This window comes from Enterobacter cloacae complex sp. ESBL7 (assembly GCF_041679625.1).
In the GTDB taxonomy this organism is placed as follows: domain Bacteria; phylum Pseudomonadota; class Gammaproteobacteria; order Enterobacterales; family Enterobacteriaceae; genus Enterobacter; species Enterobacter asburiae_B.
The window spans coordinates 1,049,991-1,065,468 of sequence record NZ_JBGORN010000001.1; the positions used below are offsets into that span (position 1 = coordinate 1,049,991).

The 15,478-nt window shown below is 54.4% G+C and carries 20 protein-coding genes; 19 read left to right on the forward strand and 1 reads right to left on the reverse strand.

All coding sequences use genetic code 11. The features are described from left to right. The first annotated feature begins 4 nt into the window (after nucleotides 1-4). The 12 genes from ACERY3_RS05220 (at nucleotide 5) to ACERY3_RS05275 (ending at nucleotide 9,145) form a co-directional block, all read left to right on the forward strand. Complete coding sequence (locus ACERY3_RS05220; RefSeq protein ID WP_373225217.1) at nucleotides 5-1,396, forward strand: DUF4055 domain-containing protein; 1,392 nt, start codon at nucleotides 5-7, stop codon at nucleotides 1,394-1,396. Nucleotides 1,397-1,507: 111 nt separating this feature from the next. After that, nucleotides 1,508-2,269: a DUF6651 domain-containing protein gene (locus ACERY3_RS05225; protein ID WP_373225218.1), complete on the forward strand. Its 762-nt coding sequence runs from the start codon at nucleotides 1,508-1,510 to the stop codon at nucleotides 2,267-2,269. A gap of 11 nt (nucleotides 2,270-2,280) precedes the next feature. Further along, entirely contained in the window at nucleotides 2,281-3,402 is a 1,122-nt protein-coding gene (locus ACERY3_RS05230) for a P22 phage major capsid protein family protein (RefSeq protein WP_373225219.1), read from the forward strand. Between the two features lie 43 nt (nucleotides 3,403-3,445). Beyond that, nucleotides 3,446-3,688 (forward strand): hypothetical protein, encoded by a 243-nt coding sequence (locus ACERY3_RS05235; protein WP_373225220.1) that lies wholly within the window; start codon nucleotides 3,446-3,448, stop codon nucleotides 3,686-3,688. Beyond that, nucleotides 3,688-4,080 (forward strand): hypothetical protein, encoded by a 393-nt coding sequence (locus ACERY3_RS05240; protein ID WP_373225221.1) that lies wholly within the window; start codon nucleotides 3,688-3,690, stop codon nucleotides 4,078-4,080. Before ACERY3_RS05235 ends, ACERY3_RS05240 begins: the two co-directional genes overlap by 1 nt. A 2-nt stretch (nucleotides 4,081-4,082) precedes the next feature. Continuing rightward, on the forward strand, nucleotides 4,083-4,778 hold the full coding sequence (locus ACERY3_RS05245; protein ID WP_373225222.1) for a hypothetical protein: 696 nt from the start codon (nucleotides 4,083-4,085) through the stop codon (nucleotides 4,776-4,778). Next, entirely contained in the window at nucleotides 4,778-5,389 is a 612-nt protein-coding gene (locus tag ACERY3_RS05250; RefSeq protein WP_373225223.1) for a hypothetical protein, read from the forward strand. Before ACERY3_RS05245 ends, ACERY3_RS05250 begins: the two co-directional genes overlap by 1 nt. Nucleotides 5,390-5,626: 237 nt before the next feature. Continuing rightward, a complete protein-coding gene (locus tag ACERY3_RS05255; RefSeq protein WP_373225224.1) occupies nucleotides 5,627-7,168 on the forward strand; it encodes a phage tail protein in 1,542 nt (513 codons plus the stop codon). Between the two features lie 42 nt (nucleotides 7,169-7,210). Beyond that, entirely contained in the window at nucleotides 7,211-7,645 is a 435-nt protein-coding gene (locus ACERY3_RS05260; RefSeq protein ID WP_373225225.1) for a hypothetical protein, read from the forward strand. A 14-nt stretch (nucleotides 7,646-7,659) separates the two neighbouring features. Further along, nucleotides 7,660-8,061: a hypothetical protein gene (locus ACERY3_RS05265; protein WP_373225226.1), complete on the forward strand. Its 402-nt coding sequence runs from the start codon at nucleotides 7,660-7,662 to the stop codon at nucleotides 8,059-8,061. Nucleotides 8,062-8,227: 166 nt separating this feature from the next. Further along, nucleotides 8,228-8,716, forward strand: a complete 489-nt coding sequence (locus tag ACERY3_RS05270; protein ID WP_373225227.1) for a hypothetical protein — start codon at nucleotides 8,228-8,230, stop codon at nucleotides 8,714-8,716. 51 nt (nucleotides 8,717-8,767) lie between these two features. Further along, nucleotides 8,768-9,145: a hypothetical protein gene (locus ACERY3_RS05275; RefSeq protein WP_373225228.1), complete on the forward strand. Its 378-nt coding sequence runs from the start codon at nucleotides 8,768-8,770 to the stop codon at nucleotides 9,143-9,145. Nucleotides 9,146-9,160: 15 nt separating this feature from the next. On the opposite strand, the gene ACERY3_RS05280 is transcribed toward ACERY3_RS05275, so the two are convergent. After that, nucleotides 9,161-9,340: a hypothetical protein gene (locus ACERY3_RS05280; RefSeq protein ID WP_373225229.1), complete on the reverse strand. Its 180-nt coding sequence runs from the start codon at nucleotides 9,338-9,340 to the stop codon at nucleotides 9,161-9,163. A 162-nt stretch (nucleotides 9,341-9,502) separates the two neighbouring features. Between ACERY3_RS05280 and ACERY3_RS05285 the strand changes: the two genes are divergently transcribed. The 7 genes from ACERY3_RS05285 (at nucleotide 9,503) to ACERY3_RS05315 (ending at nucleotide 15,478) form a co-directional block, all read left to right on the forward strand. Next, on the forward strand, nucleotides 9,503-9,781 hold the full coding sequence (locus ACERY3_RS05285) for a type II toxin-antitoxin system RelE/ParE family toxin (protein WP_373225550.1): 279 nt from the start codon (nucleotides 9,503-9,505) through the stop codon (nucleotides 9,779-9,781). Continuing rightward, nucleotides 9,781-10,068 (forward strand): HigA family addiction module antitoxin, encoded by a 288-nt coding sequence (locus ACERY3_RS05290; protein ID WP_373225230.1) that lies wholly within the window; start codon nucleotides 9,781-9,783, stop codon nucleotides 10,066-10,068. The genes ACERY3_RS05285 and ACERY3_RS05290 overlap by 1 nt, the downstream gene beginning before the upstream one ends. Nucleotides 10,069-10,166: 98 nt before the next feature. After that, a complete protein-coding gene (locus ACERY3_RS05295; RefSeq protein ID WP_373225231.1) occupies nucleotides 10,167-12,311 on the forward strand; it encodes a hypothetical protein in 2,145 nt (714 codons plus the stop codon). Nucleotides 12,312-12,314: 3 nt separating this feature from the next. After that, nucleotides 12,315-13,286: a hypothetical protein gene (locus ACERY3_RS05300; RefSeq protein WP_373225232.1), complete on the forward strand. Its 972-nt coding sequence runs from the start codon at nucleotides 12,315-12,317 to the stop codon at nucleotides 13,284-13,286. Beyond that, a complete protein-coding gene (locus ACERY3_RS05305; protein ID WP_373225233.1) occupies nucleotides 13,279-14,400 on the forward strand; it encodes a type IV secretion protein Rhs in 1,122 nt (373 codons plus the stop codon). The genes ACERY3_RS05300 and ACERY3_RS05305 overlap by 8 nt, the downstream gene beginning before the upstream one ends. After that, nucleotides 14,397-15,092 (forward strand): phage baseplate assembly protein V, encoded by a 696-nt coding sequence (locus tag ACERY3_RS05310; protein ID WP_373225234.1) that lies wholly within the window; start codon nucleotides 14,397-14,399, stop codon nucleotides 15,090-15,092. The genes ACERY3_RS05305 and ACERY3_RS05310 overlap by 4 nt, the downstream gene beginning before the upstream one ends. Nucleotides 15,093-15,097: 5 nt before the next feature. Beyond that, nucleotides 15,098-15,478: a phage tail protein gene (locus tag ACERY3_RS05315; protein WP_373225551.1), complete on the forward strand. Its 381-nt coding sequence runs from the start codon at nucleotides 15,098-15,100 to the stop codon at nucleotides 15,476-15,478.

The window sequence follows — 15,478 nt, forward strand, 5'->3', positions numbered from 1 at the left end:
TCCTATGAGTAATGATGTTCGAAAGCGATCCCCACGGATAGAGGCTATCGCAGGCTGCTGGCCGATGATTACCGCATTGCTGGGCGGAACGGCCTCGATGCGTGCTGCGGGGAAAGAATGGTTACCTCAGTGGCCTAACGAAGACGGGGGCTATTATGAGGCCCGGCGTAAAACCGCAACGCTGTTCCCGGCATTTTCCCGCACCGTTGAGGTGTTGAGCGGCAAACCTTTCTCCCGACCCGTGACCTGGGATGCTGATATTCCTGAACGGGTTAGCGAGACGTTTGACGATATCGACCTCGAAGGGACCAATCTGCATAGCTTCCTCGCTAACGTCTGCGAAGAGGCTCTTGCCTATGGCCTGAGTGGTATTCTTGTGGATTACCCGCGGGTCAGTGGAAAGATGAATCTGGCGCAGGAGAAGGCTGCGGGGCTGCGTCCTTACTTTGTCAAAATCAGCCCGACCATGTTGCTGGATTATAAATCGAAGCGTATTCAGGGGAGGGAAACCATTACCCACCTGCGTTTTGTTGAATATGTCCAGAAATCAGACCCTAAGAATGAATTTTCTGAAGAGACGATAGAGCAGGTCAGGGTACTGGATATTGGGCGCTGGCGTATCTATCAGGAACGTCAGGAAGAAACCACCGGCGAGAAAAAATGGGTGCTGGTGGAAGAGGGCAAAACCAGCCTGAAAAAAATCCCGTTTGTACCCGTCTACGGTAACAAGACCGGATTTATGCTGGCCACCCCGCCGCTTGCTGAGCTGGCGTTCATGAATGTGGAGCACTGGCAGACAAAAAGCGACCAGCAGACAATTCTGCACGTGGCCCGCGTTCCAATCCTGTTTGGTCGCCAGCTCGGTGACGCGCCGATTACCGTTGGTGCTGCTTCAGTTATATCGACAGACACCCCCGAAGGTGATCTCAAATATGTGGAGCACACGGGTAAGGCTATTGAGGCGGGACGAATGGATATTCTCGATCTTGAAGACAAGATGCGTCAAATCGGTGCTGAGCTGCTGGTTATAAAACCCGGACGTAATACAGTTGCGCAGACTATGGCTGACGATGAATCTGGCACCTGCGCCCTGCAGCGTATTGTTGGTGACCTGCAGGATGCCGCCAGTCAGGCCATCGCGTTACTGGCTGAATGGTTAGGCGATAAAAAGTGCGGTCATATCACCATTTTCCGGGATTTCGGCGCTGCCACGCTGGCAGAAGCCTCTGCCGAGCTACTGCTGGAGATGAATATTGCTGGTTCGATCTCCAATGAGACTCTGTTCAGAGAGATCCAACGTCGGGGCATGATAAGCCCCGAAATTAAGTGGGAAGAGGAACAAAAACGTATCGCGACCCAGCCTGCCAAACCCGGCACAACTGAACTGAACGCCTGATTTCTTTCCATTAATTCGAACCCGCCATCCTGGCGGGTTTTTTCTTGCCGCAGACCGGATGGCGAGCGGTGCTCCGGGCCGGATGGCCCCCCTTAGTTAGGCAAATTCCCAATGAAACTGAAACTTGATGAAAACGGCCACGTTGTGGTCTCCGATGGTAAACCGGTCTATGTCAATGACGAAGGTAAAGACATTGCCTTTGATGTCTCCGGGACGGTGGCTACCATCGCCCGACTGAACGGAGAGGCAAAATCACACCGTGAACGTGCTGAGACAGCTGAAACCAGTCTGAAGATGTTTTCTGGTATTGCGGATCCGGCTGAAGCCATAAAGGCCATGGATATCGTTAAAAACCTTGATGCGAAAAAACTGGTGGATGCCGGTGAAGTTGAAAAGGTAAAGCTGGAGGCCATCAAGGCGGTAGAGGAGAAATACGCACCAGTGGTGACCGAACGTGACTCACTTCGTGAAGCGCTGGTTACTGAAAAGGTTGGTGGCAGTTTTTCCCGCTCGCAGTTCATTACCGAAAAAATGGCCATTCCGCCAGATCTGGTGGAAGCCCGTTTTGGAAGTCACTTCCGTCTTGAAGATGGTGCAGTGGTGGCCTACGACAAAGCGGGGAACAAGCTGTTTAGCCCCAGCAACCCGGGGGAAGTCGCCGGATTTGATGAGGCGCTGGAAATTCTTGTAGATAGCTACCCATACCGCGATCAAATCCTTAAAGGTACCGGAGCTTCGGGTAGCGGTGCTGGCGGTGGAGGTGGCGGGCCAACCAACCCTGCAAAAACATCTGTATCACGAGCAGGTTTTGATGCCATGTCTGCCTCAGAGCGCATGGAGTTCTCAAAATCTGGCGGAAAAATTACCGATTAACAGGATAGACGATGAACTCATTAAACAACCTTATTCCGGACCTTTATGAATCCCTCGATATTGTATCGCGTGAAATGGCCGGTTTTATTCCATCCGTGACCCTTGATGCAACGGCGGAGCGGGCGTCGCTAAATCAGGCAATTCGCATCCCGATAACACCCGCGTCCAAAGCGGAAGACACGACACCGGGACAGTTGCCACCAGATGATGGCGACCAGAATATCGGCAACACGCCTTTCGCTATCACTAAATCCCGTGTGGTGCCATTCCGTTGGACAGGTGAAGAACAGCGAGGAGTTAATACGGGGCCTGGTTATGCCAATATCCGACGCGATCAAATTACCCAGGCTATCCGTACGCTGGTGAATGAAATCGAAGTGGATATTGGACAGCAGGCATTTCTGGCATCACGAGCAGCGGGTAAAGCATCTGTTACGCCATTTGCACAGAACCTCGGCGATACGGCCCAGACGCTTAAAATCCTCAAGGATAACGGTGCTCCTACGAGCGATCTGCAGTGTGTCATCGACACGACCTCGGGGGCGAGTCTGCGTACTCTGGCGCAACTGACCAAAGCAAACGAGGCCGGAACTGAAGTCGTTCGTTCTCAGGGAACGCTGATTGAACTGCATGGTTTTAAAATTCGTGAATCTGCAGGTGTGGCGATCCATACGGCGGGGACGGGGGCGGGATATCTCACCAACGGCGCGTTGACTGCCGGGACTTACCTTATTCCGGTGGATACGGGCACTGGTACCATTGTAGCCGGTGACGTTATCACTATTGGCAACTTCCAGTATGTGGTGGCCTCGGATCTTGTTGGTGGCGTGGTTGCTATTAGTGCACCAGGTCTGCGTGAGGATATCGCGACAGGCTCTGCCGTCACGCTCGCAGGTGCGTTTACTGCGAACTTTGCATTCAGCCGCTCCGCTGTCGTGCTGGCAACGCGTGCGCCGGCTCTGCCGGAGGAAGGGGATATGGCAGAAGACCGCGTCATGATCACCGATCCGAGGACCGGAATGAGCTTCGAAGTATCCATGTACAAGTTGTACAAACGCGTGCGTTACGAAGTGGCGGCGGCATGGGGGGTTAAAAACATCAAGCCCGAGCATACTGCGATCCTGATGGGTTAATTATCTGGCCGCCGGCCTACCGGCGGCATTAACGGAGAAAAAGATGGCTAAGCGAAACAGTACTGATGAGCCTGCGCTGCCGGAAACGCCGGAAACGCCGGAAACGCCGGAAACGCCGGAAACGCCGGAAACGCCGGAAACGCCGGAAACGCCGGAAACGCCGGAAACGCCGACGCTTGTAAAAATGTCTCGAGATGCGGACCAGTGGCCCCCTCCACACACTGCAAATGTTCATCCGGATGAAGTGCGAAATTATTATCCCGGCGGCTGGCTTGAGGTGAAGTGATGCTGAATGACCAGCAGTTATCTGATGTACGGCGCTATGCTGGTTATCCGATGCTGGGGGATACCGTAGCCGATGACAGCCGTGATTTTGCTTACGGCTGGGTTTCACCCGGTACCTGGCAGACCCTGCAGCATCGACTGACTTCGCTGCGGCCGGAGGAAGAAAGCACCCTGCTAGGTTATCTTTCAACTCTTACTACCCTTGAGGCTGCGATTCCTGCATCGGGTGAAAATCTGGATACGGATGTGGCCGCTGTTTGGGTGCACAACAAGCAAGAAGTGGGCGACCGTCTTCGCCTTTACAATCTGTGGCGACGGGAAATGTGTGCATTTCTGGGGATTGCACCAGGACCGGGGCTGGGGCAGACCGGATGCCGGGTGGTGAGGGGGTAAGGATGGATGCAGCGCGGATCCACGCCAAAATCTACGCAGGCAGGGGAAAGGCGGCGCTGAGGCTGGGACTGTTGTTTGACGTGATGCGGCCGGCGACGGCATCGGATCCATTCACCAACAAGGTCACTACGCTTAACGCGGCATTCAACAACACCGACAACAAGTACCTCAAGGCTAACCATCCAGGCGACCCTCTATGGTATGGCGACCTTGACGGGCGTCAGACGCTGGCAGGTGATTATCTGGTGGGTACCGACAGTACGTACTTTATCGCCGCTCAACAGCAGCTGCTGCCGGTCATCTGCGTTGAGTGTAACCGTACCGTGCGGATGACCCGCCCCGTTGTTCCAGTCCCGGAGAGCGAGTCGGATAACGTCAGCGTGCTGCCATACAGCGGGTTGTGCCAGTCGGCGGATGAATCTGTCGATGTGCTGGGAAGCAGCCCTCGCGGTGGGCTTCCTGCCACTGGCTGGCCCGCGTCGGTGCTGTTCGGCAAAGGGAAGTTGCGCAATGGCGCGGCACTCAAAGCCGGCACACCGGAACAGCTCGGCTGGCAAATCATGCTGCCGGTCTCCGTGCCGCTCGTGTTCCACCCGGGGGATGTGCTGGTGGACGACCTGGGCAATATGTTCTCCGTCAGTGGCGCAGAGCTGTCCGATACCGGCTGGCGGCTCCAGGCGATAGAGGTGCACATCTGATGGCCGATATTACCGATGTGGGGAATGCGCTGGTGCAGCTGGTGGCGGGCGTGTGCCGTTCGCTCGCGCCGGATTACCCGGTCCGGGTGTACCAGGGCTGGCCCAACCCGGAACAACTGAAAGAGGACCTGCTTGCAGGGGCGGTGCATATCTCTGTTTTTCCGCGTCCCGGCAGTAAGGTGACCTCTGTGTTAACAGGCGACGGCGAATGGGAAGAAAGCGCTAACGACGGCTGCCGGGGTACCATAACCCGCGAAGTCCGGCGGGAGACCCGGCAGTACCAGATTACGGTGTGGGCGAGCTGTTTCGACAGGCGTGACCCGCTGGCGAATGCCATCGACCCATCGCTGTCGGCGGAGTGTCGCCTCACGCTGTCTGATGGTTCGCAGGCGACCATCGCCTATATCTCCTCGCTGCAGGATGACGATAATCAGAAACTCGGCGTTTACCGTCGTGATTTCTTTTATGCCGTCAACTACGGCGTGTACCAGACGGAAAGCGCCTGGGCCATCAGGGCGATTGAGGCGGATTGCGTGATTGTCGCCGCTGCGTCAGAGCCTGACAGTCCCGTTTTAGGTTCTGTTCGGCGCATTATTAACGGAGAGACTTAATGAAAGTACGAGTGGTCCAGGCATTCGCGGAATACCAGGTAGGGGACACTCTGAGCGACGAAAAGGTGATTGAACAAATCCTGTCCTCGGAGCGGGCGCACTTTGTCAGGCTCCTACCAGAGCAGCCAGAGCAGAAGTTAGCAACTGCTAAAACGCCTCATAAAAACTCCCGCTAAGCCGGGAAATCTGATAACACCGCCGCCTGATGGCGGTTTTTTGCTTTTCTGGAGGCAATAAATGACCGTTTTACAACAGGGGGACATTAACACCACGGCGCTTAGTGTGCCGGACGTGTATGTTCAGATTGTGCCCCCGTCGGATAATTACATCAACGGCGTGCCGACGAATATTCTTGGTATCGTGGGCACAGCATCATGGGGGCCTGTCAATGCGCCGGTGACGGTTGGAGACCTTACCGCCTGCGTACAGGCTTTCGGCAATATCAAAGCCCGAAAATACGATCTCGGTACCGCGGTGTGGGCATCCATTCTTAACGGTGCCAACGATTTCCGCTGTGTGCGTGTGACGGATGGAACCGACGTTGCTGCAACCGCAGTGATTCAGACGGACTGTCTGACGCTGACAGCGAAATATACCGGCTCAACCGGCAACAGCATCTCCGCTGCGCTGGCCGCAGGGAGTAAACCAGGAACATGGCGCGTGACCGTGCTGTTACCCGGTCTGCTCCCGGAGGTCTATGACGGCCTGGGTAAAGGGCTGACAGGGGCTGCGCTGTGGAAGGCTATTGCTGATGCCATTAACAACGGTACCGGACCGATGCGGGAAGCCTCGGGACTGGTGGTTGCCACAGCGGGCACAGGAACAACGGCCCCAACAGCGGGTTCTGTGACCCTGAAAGGGGGAACGGATGGTGTTAACTCTGTTGATGGCTCTACATTGTTGGGTGTCGATGTGGCTCCCCGAAAAGGAATGTACGCCCTGCGCGGTACGGGTGTTAAAACGGCTTTCCTGGCGGACTGTGACGACAGCACAACGTGGACGGATCAGGCTGCGTTCTCGCTTGATGAAGGCGTCTATATGTTTGTGGTTGGCCCCTCCGGCGAAGCCATAACGGATGCCATCAATGCTAAAAATAGCGCCGGCATCGACTGCTGGGGGGTGAAAGTAATGCTGGGCGATTACTGCCTGTTTAACGACACGGTGAACGGCGTTAAGCGGTTCATTTCGCCACAGGCTTTTCTGGCCGGTCGTCGTGCAGCGTTGTCACCAGAGCAGTCCACGCTGAACAAACCGCTCTATGGCATCATCGCCACCCAGAAATCGGCACAGAGTATGCAGTACTCGTATGCAGAGCTGCAGCAGCTGACGGAAGCCGGGATAGACGTCATTACCAACCCGATCCCCGCGGGTAATCAGTTCGGCGGGCGCATTGGATGTAACTCGTCCAGCAACCCGATGATTAACGGCGACAACTATACCGCGCTGACCAACTACATCGCGTACACGCTGGATAAGGGAATGGGGATTTATATCGGTCGCCTCCAGTCTCCGGCGCAGCGTAGCCAGGCGCGCTCCACGGTATCGAGCTTTCTGGCGAATATGCAGCTGGAGGGCATGATTGGCGATGTGAACAACCCGACAAAAGACGCTTTTACCGTGAAGCTGGATAAATCGAACAACCCGGCAAGCCGTGTTGCTCTGGGCTGGGAACAAATCGATGTCCGGGTTACCTATCTGTCCATCATCACTAAGCTACTGGTGAACGTGGAAGGCGGTCAGTCGGTTAACGTCAACGTGGTTTCATCCTCATCTGCTTAATCCCACAGCCCGCAATGCGGGCTTTTTAATAAGGTATGCATCATGCCGCAGAACGGCTATTCCATCGGGCGCGATACGACAGTTGTCGTGACTCTCGCCTCCGGTACCCATCTTAATCTGGGCAAAGTAATTTCCTTTACCTCTAAGCAGACGACGAAAGAGCAGGAAATCACTGATATCACCGGCAATACCGACCACCTGCGCTTCTTCAAAGGCTGGGACGGTTCGTTCAGCCTTGAGCGGCGGGGGCCGTCGCTGGACCAGTACTTCGCTGAGCTGGAGGCTAACTACTTCAATGGTCTGGATGAACCAGCCGTCACCATGCAGGAAACCATCACCGAGCCGGATGGAAGCGTGTCGCAGTATCGCTATGAACGAGTGATGCTGAAATATGACGATTCAGGCGAACGCGCCGGCGATAAATCCGTTTCGCAGAAAGTTACTTTCACGGCAAGTCGCCGTGTCCAGCAGGCATAAACAGGAACTAAATCATGAATGAGCAAAAAACGTTGGCTGTGGGCGGTACTACGGTGACCCTTTCCCCGTCCGAAAAGATTATTCAGGCTGGTAATAAGACAGTGACCGTCACCGATGCACAGGGACGAGTCATAGTGCTGAAAAAGCCCGACCCACTGGCAAATCTGGATTTTGCTAAAGCTGCCGGCTCGGGGGCTGAAGGGATTAACATGCTCTACCTGTCGGAGGTAGCTCACCTCAAATATGTGGCGAGCATTGACGGTGATGTGGTGGTTACGCCGGGATCCGATGGTGAGCTCCGCGCACTGTATAAGCGCCTCGGTGAAGACGGTAACCTTGCATGTGCCAGGGGGGTTGCGGAACACTTTATCGGTCAGGCGGCAGCAGGTGAGAACGCCAGCGATATAAAAAAATAATCACGGACCCGTCCGTCAGGGAAGCCTGCTGGCTTATTAAAAATAACGTGCCGTTTGATGTCGCATTTGCCATGGATGCGACCAAACGGCAGGGACTTGCGGTTATTTTTGGCGAGCTGGAAGGTGGCGAGTTCGATTTACAATCCATGAGCTGGAAGGAGCGCAAGTGAAAGAGCTGAATGGTTTTTTGGGAGCTGCGCTTCATTTTGCTGCGCTGGATGTGGCTATCCACGAAAAAATGAAAGAAGGACTCTCTGCGGTTGCGCAGCGCATCGAAGACACGGCCAGATCAGAGATTGGTCACTATCAGGACGCAATCGGTCCGTTTCCCGGATGGGATCCGCTGGCACCATCAACGGAGGAGGATAAGGCGAGACAGGGGTATCCTCTGGATGCGCCGTTGCTGCGAACAGGGGAGATGCGCGACAGCTTTTCTCATCAGGTTGACGGGCTTGAGGCGGTTATTGGCTCGACGGATGAAAAGCTGGTCTTCCATGAGTTCGGTACACCGAAAATCCCGCCACGTCCGGTGCTGGGTCCTGCTGTTGAGCGTAATGGTAAGTTTATCAAGCGGATCATCGGCAGAGCTGTGGTTTCCGGCTTCGTTGGCGGTTCACCGATCCATGCTTCACTCGGTTACAACAAAGAGTACTGAAGCTTAATACCCGGCCTCGCCAGCGGCGCGGGGTTATTAACCGGAGTCACAATGGTAAAAGCGAAATGGCCGAAACTTCCTCAGCTTCTGGTTCCGTTATTTGAGTGTGCTCAGGTTTATCTGTGCGTCACTCGTGAAGAGTGGCGGCAGGCGTATCAGTCACTTCATCTTATGCCAGACAACGTTGACCATCTGGCAGGGTGCGTGCGCCAACTGGAGAATTGCGACACCGGTGCCCGAATCATTCTTGTTGGCGTGTTTACTGGCGAACTGCATGTGCTGGCGCATGAGTGTGCGCATGCTGCGTTCAGAATATGCGAAATTAGTGGCGTTGAGATTTCCCCTGCCGGCAACAATGAAACGTACTGTTACCTGGTGGACAAGTTGTTTCGGTTTGCAGAAGAGCATGTTAAAAAAGCCAGGGGTTAGCTGGCTTTGGCTTAATTATCTTTTGCTGTCTGGCGTACGTTTGATTTCTTTCCACGTGCTGCCAGGATTTTGCGTAGGTGGCATGCGTTGGTTATCACGGACGGTAGCGTAATTGTCCTTTGCGCCACCACGAGGTCCGATTTCCTGAAAAATACCACCATTTTTGCCAGAATTCTGGCCCGGTTTTAATGACACTGGTAATCCTCATAAATGTCGCCACGGAGTGTGGCAAAACAGGATGTTGTGCCTGCTATCACCCGTTTCAAGGTAATCCCGTGTATTCGTTGCCAGGCGTTGCATGGTGCGCGGCATGGTGTATACTTTGCGTATCGCGCAACACTACGAAAAACGGGCATTATGATTAAGAGCTTTAAGCACAAAGGGTTGAAAAGGTTTTTTGAATCAGGCTCTATGGCTGGAATTGATGCTAAACAGGCAACAAAGATAGCCACTCGCCTGGAAGTGCTTAACAGGGCTGCGAAAATTGATGATGTGGACATTCCCGGCTTTTATCTGCATCAGTTGATGGGCGACAGGAAGGGTATCTGGTCTATCACGGTTACCGGGAACTGGCGTATAACCTTCGAGATTGTTGATGGCGATGTCTATATTGTGAACTACGAGGATTATCACTAATGGCTATGATGTATAACCCACCACATCCTGGTGTACTGGTTAAAGAAGCTATGGATGCTTTGGGGCTGAGTGCGCGTGGCTTATCCAAAGAGCTGGAGGTGGCCCCGTCGACAGTATTGCGTTTGATTGTTGGACAGTCTGATGTGTCACCAGCGATGGCTCTGAAACTGTCTATTGTCATTGGCAGTTCGCCTCAAGTCTGGCTCGGCATGCAAAATGATTATGATTTGTGGCAGACTCAGCAGCATATAGATGTATCCAGACTGCATCGGGTTCAGATGGCCTGAGCAGGCTGAACTGTACCTTTATCAGGATTAACGCCAATAACTAAAACCCGCCAAATGGTGGGTTTTTTATTTTCTACAGGTCCCACAGGAAGCAATCCATGGACATCGAAGCCTATAAGGTCGCCGTCAGGGTGACGATGACCGAGAACATCACCAAGGGATTGATGGCAATCTCTGGCAAGTTCGCCACCGCTAACCGGGATGCGGAAGAGTTTCAGCGCCGACTGGATAGCATTGGTAAAATGATGCTGGCGGGCGGGGCGTTAACCGGTGTTGGTCTCGCGATAACCAAAGGGATAGACGCGACGCTTAAGTCAGCCAAAGACCTGATGATGGCGCAGGCGGATTTCAGAACGCTCAATCTTACTGCATCGCAGATGGCAGAAGTAAACTCGATGGCAGCAACCCTGTCTCATAAGGTTCTTGGCTCGACTATTGCCGGAAACATCCGGTTAATTCAGGACTTGCATACCGCTTTTGGTGACCTGCACCATGCCATCGAGACCGCACCAGAATTCACCAAATACGAAACCATGTTAAAAATGGCGCTGGGTGAGCATGCCGCGGATGGTGCCGTGAATGCCATGGCGAAGGCGCTGGAGCACCGTGGTGGTGATGTCCTGACAAATCCGGCCGAGTTCAAAAAAGAACTGTCTATGGCATCGCAGGTCACCCTGGCGACAAAAAACAGGGTCCGAGCACAGGATTTCCTGCTTGCCTCTCAGACAGGCGGCATGGCGTACTCCTTCCTCTCCGATCGCTATCTCTACGGCCCCATGGCGGCGCTGATGACGATGTTCAAATCAGGCGATCGGGTCGGTACGATGCTCATGACCTCTTTCAGTTCGCTGGTAGGCGGTCACATGGATCAGAAAGCTAAAGGCTTCCTGGCAACGCTGGGGCTGGGGGAGGAAGGGATCAGCAAAGAGCGAATTCAGTCAATAAAAAATGCCATGAAAGGGCTGAGCCCCGAAGACCAAAAGATATACATGCAAAGCCTGGGGGCTGAGCGAATACTGAGTGGGGGCCTGAAATCCAATTTTGCGACATTGTTCATGCGAGATCCGGATAAGTTTGTTTCTGTTCTGGAAGAGAGGATCAGGGATAAATTCGGCAAAAATCTCAGCGACGATCAGGTTGCTCAAATTATTTCCGCCAACTTTAACCGTAAAACCGGGGATTTTCTGGCGGCGCAGATTAAAAACAGAGCGAAGCTGGATAAAGATTCACATGTATTCAGAAACGCCATGGATTTTAACCAGGGCTATGATAACTATCTGAATGCGCCAGATGGCGCGGCTATGGCCTTAAGCTCCAGCTGGACGAACTTAAAAGCCGTTCTCGGCATTCAGCTACTGCCCACGGTGAGCAAATTGACGCTGGAGTTTGCTCATATGTTTGACGCAATCAGTGACTTCATGGAGAAACATCCATGGGCTTCAAAACTTGCGATGTATTCCGCGACTGCACTGGCGGGTGTCACACTATTGTCCGGCGGAATATTGCTGCTTGGCTCGGTGGTTTCAGCTGCCGGATTGATTGGGCTCCCGACGATGATTACGGGCGTGGTGGGATCTCTGGGCGTACTGGGTGAGATTCTGGGAGGGCCTGTTGTCTGGGCCATTACCGCTGCAGTGGTGGCCGGGTCTTATCTGTACCGACATAATAAAGATGTGAAAAAAAGCGCTAATCAGATGGGCAAAGAATTTGAAGAGATAATGCGGAATATCTGGGCCAGGGCGAAAGCAGCCATGCAACACGGTATAGATGTCATCGCTTCTGGTTTTAAGTCCCTGATAAATTATATCATTGGTCTGCTGAATCATCTGCCTGGCGTAAATATCACGCCAGTGACGGTAAATCCTCATGAGCATCCTGAACCATCACTTCACACAAATCCTCCCTCCCTGCATGCTGCGAAGGATGTCGCTCCATCCGGGGCGGTGACCGCAGAAAAGGGGACTGCGCACGAGCAGTTTGTGGCTGAAATGAAGCGTCAGCAGCAGAGCAAAGACAATAGTGGCAGCTATGCGCAGCAGTATGCAAACGCGATGAGTAGCCAGTTTGTGCCCCCGGCGAAGGAGCAAACCATTCAGCTAAACCATACCACCAATCTCGATGGTCGCCCCATTCACCAGGCCACCACAAAATACCAGGTTAAAGAAGCTGAACGTGCAGCTCGTTCAACGCCGGGTACATTTGATCCAACGATGGCACCGCCAACAGTAGGCTTTGGAAAATAAATCATGTCACTTACACGATTAATCCTCACTCACTCGGTTACGGGGGAGCAGTTTACCTTTGCCCGCTACGAGCTACCGGAGAACTTGCCCTTTGGCGGCAGCCAGTCGCTGGTGGTCCATCGGCTGGTGGGGGGAGTCAAACAAATAGATGCCATGGGACCCGACCCTGAGCCGCTCACCTGGAGCGGCTTTTTTGTGGGCAACAATGGCTTGGGCAGGGCGCGCTATCTCGATGGCGTGCGTAAATCCGGCGTGCCGGTGAAGGTCACCTGGTCGGAGCTGAGTTTTCAGGCGGTGATAAAAAGCCTGACCTTTGATTTTCTGATGCCGTACCGGATCGCCTACCACATCACGCTGGAGGTGTCGCAGGATCTGACGAGTGCTGTTGATACGCCGCCGGGTCCGAGCCTGGAGCAACTGGTATTTGACGATATTTCGGCGTGTCAGGCGCTGGTGGACAGTCTGGGGATCCCCGAATTGTCGGATGCCTTCGGTTCCCTGGTCGATACGGTGCAGACCATCAATGATTTCAGCAACGACGTGATCGGTACGGTGAAAGGTGTGATGTACGAAATCCACGGCGTGCAGATGTGCGTCAGTAACCTGCTGTCATCCGCGACACTGTCCATTCAGCAGCTGTCCACCCTCGGTGGCGTGCTGCCGGGTAATACGCTGACGCGCAATATTCAGAATTTTGCAACACAGAACACGGCAGTGGTGCAGACCGTCTCACTGCTCGCTATTACCAAAACCCTCGGCCGGGTGGCGCTGAACCTCGGACAGATAGCCTCAAGCGAGAAAGTGGTGACGATGGCCGGCGGTGATTTGTATGCCCAGGCGGCGCGGTCGTACGGGGATCCAATGGGGTGGGCATCAATTGCGCAGGCAAACGGCCTGACCGACCCGGAGATTGGCAGTGTGACCGACCTGAGCATACCGGCATCTGGCAATAACCGCGGGGGGATGAGTGGCTGATATCAATGATGTTGCATTAACCGGAGCAGTACGTTACCCGCGGGGGATAGTGAAAATTGGCGGAAAAATTATTACCGGCTGGCGGTCGCTGGAGGTGGTGAACAACGCACACCGCAGCGCAGACACGTTTCGCCTGGTCTTTGTGTCCTCGATGCTGCCGCCACAGCGAAACCTGCAGTGGTTCGCGAGCCAGAGAAAGATGGACGTGGAGGTGTTCGCCGGTTTTCCCAAAGACCCGCAGCACTATACCGAAAAAGACCTCGACCGCTTGATTCTGGGGCGTGTGGATGAGCTTTCCCCTGATTTCCCCATGGGGACGCTGGAGCTAAACGGGCGGGACAATACAGCACTCTTTATCGACACAAAAACAAGCGAACACTTTGCGAACCAAACCGCGAGCCAGATAGCCGAAACGCTGGCGGCACGCCACGGGCTGAAGGCCGTCGTGACGCCAACCACCCGCATGTCGGGAAGCTTCTACCACAGCGATTTTGTGGATACCACGCAGCAGCAGAGCGAATGGGATTTGCTGAGCTATCTGGCGAACGTGGAGGGATTTGACCTGTATGTCAGCGGCAACACGCTGTATTTCACGCAGCGGGCGGCGTCGTCAGATAATCATTATCTGATTCAGTGGACACCACCAGATCCACAGAGGGACTACGCCAGGTCGAACATCATTGACCTGCAGTTTTCCCGCAACCTGACCATTGCCAAAGGAATATCTGTTGAGGTCAGAAGCTGGAATGCTAAAGCCAAAAAGGGATTCAGCGCCTTCTGGCCGAAGCAGGGTAAAACCACATTGCCGGGTCAGTCCACCTCACCAACGCAGCGATATCGCTATACCGTACCGGGGCTCACACAAGAGGCCGCGCAGCAGCGGGCGCAGGCGATGTATGAGCATATTGTCAGCCATGAGATGCACCTTACTGCTGGGATGCCGGCGGATAACCTGCTGACGGTGGCGCAATCCGTTCGCGTACAGGGAACACAGACGGATTTTGACCAGGTGTATTACCCGGAAAGCATTGCACGGACGCTGAGCGTAACGGATGGATACCGGATGAACATAACAGCCAAAAACACCAGTCCCGATCTGGGGATAACCTCATGATGAACCAGTTACTCAATACCATCCGTGCGGCGGCGCAGCAGGCGGGGCAGTCGGTGGCAACGACCCGGCAGGGAACGGTCACCAGCTACGACCCTGCAACCTACTCTGTGAGGGTGGCTCTGCAGCCGGACAATGTGCTGACCGGGTGGCTACCGCTGAAATCCCTGTGGGTCGGCAGCGGGTGGGGGCTGTTCTGTCCGCCATCCATCGGTGACCTGGTGGAGATTGACTATCAGGAGGGGGCGACGGGATACGGCTCTGCTGGCTTACGATTTTATAACGATGAAGACAGACCGCTCGCTTGTCCATCGGGCGAGTTCTGGCTGGTGCATCAGTCCGGTTCGTTACTGAAATTTCACAACGATGGCAGCGTCGAGCTGGAGACTGCCGGCAATCTTAAAGAGACCGTAAAAGGGGATTATCACCTGACAGTGGAGGGCGATGCCACAACAGTAGTGAAGGGCAAACATACCACGACCGCACAGGCGATCGACCTTAACGGTGCGATCGGGCTGAACGGGCCAATTTCGCAGACCGTCGCGGAAGGTGGTGATACCACAGCCACGCTTATTGGCCCGCTGGATGTGAAAGAGGGGGCGACGGTCAAAGGCATTCAGGTTGAAACACACGATCACGAAGTGACGGGCGTGCAGGGCGGTGGCGACACGGTGAGAACGGAGGGACCAGAGTGAAGCTGATGGATTTAGACCATTACATGGGTGGGGATGTTGGTACGTCATCCTCCGGCGATCTGCAGGGCGTCACTGCCACTACCCGAAGTCAGCAGCGGGTCTTGCGCCGGCTGCTAACCAACCCCCGCTCACCTGATGATGGCGGTGATTATCTCTTCCATGGTGATTACGGGGCAGGACTGCCGAAGCGTGTTGGTGAGGTGGCGAATATTCCGGAGATTACTGCACTTATCCGGGGGCAGATGGCTATGGAGGCTTCTGTTGCACAATCACCTGCGCCGGTTATCACAGTGAAGGCCATTCCCAACGGGGTCTCGGTGTCAATCCGCTACACCGATGCTGAAACTCTGGAACCCGTGCTGCTTTCCTTTAACGTGAACAGGTGA

Excerpts from the sequence above, each read along its gene's own strand:
- ACERY3_RS05220 (WP_373225217.1), top strand. The coding sequence starts at position 5 with ATGAGTAATGATGTTCGAAAGCGATCCCCACGGATAGAGGCTATCGCA.
- ACERY3_RS05225 (WP_373225218.1), top strand. The coding sequence starts at position 1,508 with ATGAAACTGAAACTTGATGAAAACGGCCACGTTGTGGTCTCCGATGGT.
- ACERY3_RS05230 (WP_373225219.1), top strand. The coding sequence starts at position 2,281 with ATGAACTCATTAAACAACCTTATTCCGGACCTTTATGAATCCCTCGAT.
- ACERY3_RS05235 (WP_373225220.1), top strand. The coding sequence starts at position 3,446 with ATGGCTAAGCGAAACAGTACTGATGAGCCTGCGCTGCCGGAAACGCCG.
- ACERY3_RS05240 (WP_373225221.1), top strand. The coding sequence starts at position 3,688 with ATGCTGAATGACCAGCAGTTATCTGATGTACGGCGCTATGCTGGTTAT.
- ACERY3_RS05245 (WP_373225222.1), top strand. The coding sequence starts at position 4,083 with ATGGATGCAGCGCGGATCCACGCCAAAATCTACGCAGGCAGGGGAAAG.
- ACERY3_RS05250 (WP_373225223.1), top strand. The coding sequence starts at position 4,778 with ATGGCCGATATTACCGATGTGGGGAATGCGCTGGTGCAGCTGGTGGCG.
- ACERY3_RS05255 (WP_373225224.1), top strand. The coding sequence starts at position 5,627 with ATGACCGTTTTACAACAGGGGGACATTAACACCACGGCGCTTAGTGTG.
- ACERY3_RS05260 (WP_373225225.1), top strand. The coding sequence starts at position 7,211 with ATGCCGCAGAACGGCTATTCCATCGGGCGCGATACGACAGTTGTCGTG.
- ACERY3_RS05265 (WP_373225226.1), top strand. The coding sequence starts at position 7,660 with ATGAATGAGCAAAAAACGTTGGCTGTGGGCGGTACTACGGTGACCCTT.
- ACERY3_RS05275 (WP_373225228.1), top strand. The coding sequence starts at position 8,768 with ATGGTAAAAGCGAAATGGCCGAAACTTCCTCAGCTTCTGGTTCCGTTA.
- ACERY3_RS05285 (WP_373225550.1), top strand. The coding sequence starts at position 9,503 with ATGATTAAGAGCTTTAAGCACAAAGGGTTGAAAAGGTTTTTTGAATCA.
- ACERY3_RS05290 (WP_373225230.1), top strand. The coding sequence starts at position 9,781 with ATGGCTATGATGTATAACCCACCACATCCTGGTGTACTGGTTAAAGAA.
- ACERY3_RS05295 (WP_373225231.1), top strand. The coding sequence starts at position 10,167 with ATGGACATCGAAGCCTATAAGGTCGCCGTCAGGGTGACGATGACCGAG.
- ACERY3_RS05300 (WP_373225232.1), top strand. The coding sequence starts at position 12,315 with ATGTCACTTACACGATTAATCCTCACTCACTCGGTTACGGGGGAGCAG.
- ACERY3_RS05310 (WP_373225234.1), top strand. The coding sequence starts at position 14,397 with ATGATGAACCAGTTACTCAATACCATCCGTGCGGCGGCGCAGCAGGCG.
- ACERY3_RS05315 (WP_373225551.1), top strand. The coding sequence starts at position 15,098 with ATGGATTTAGACCATTACATGGGTGGGGATGTTGGTACGTCATCCTCC.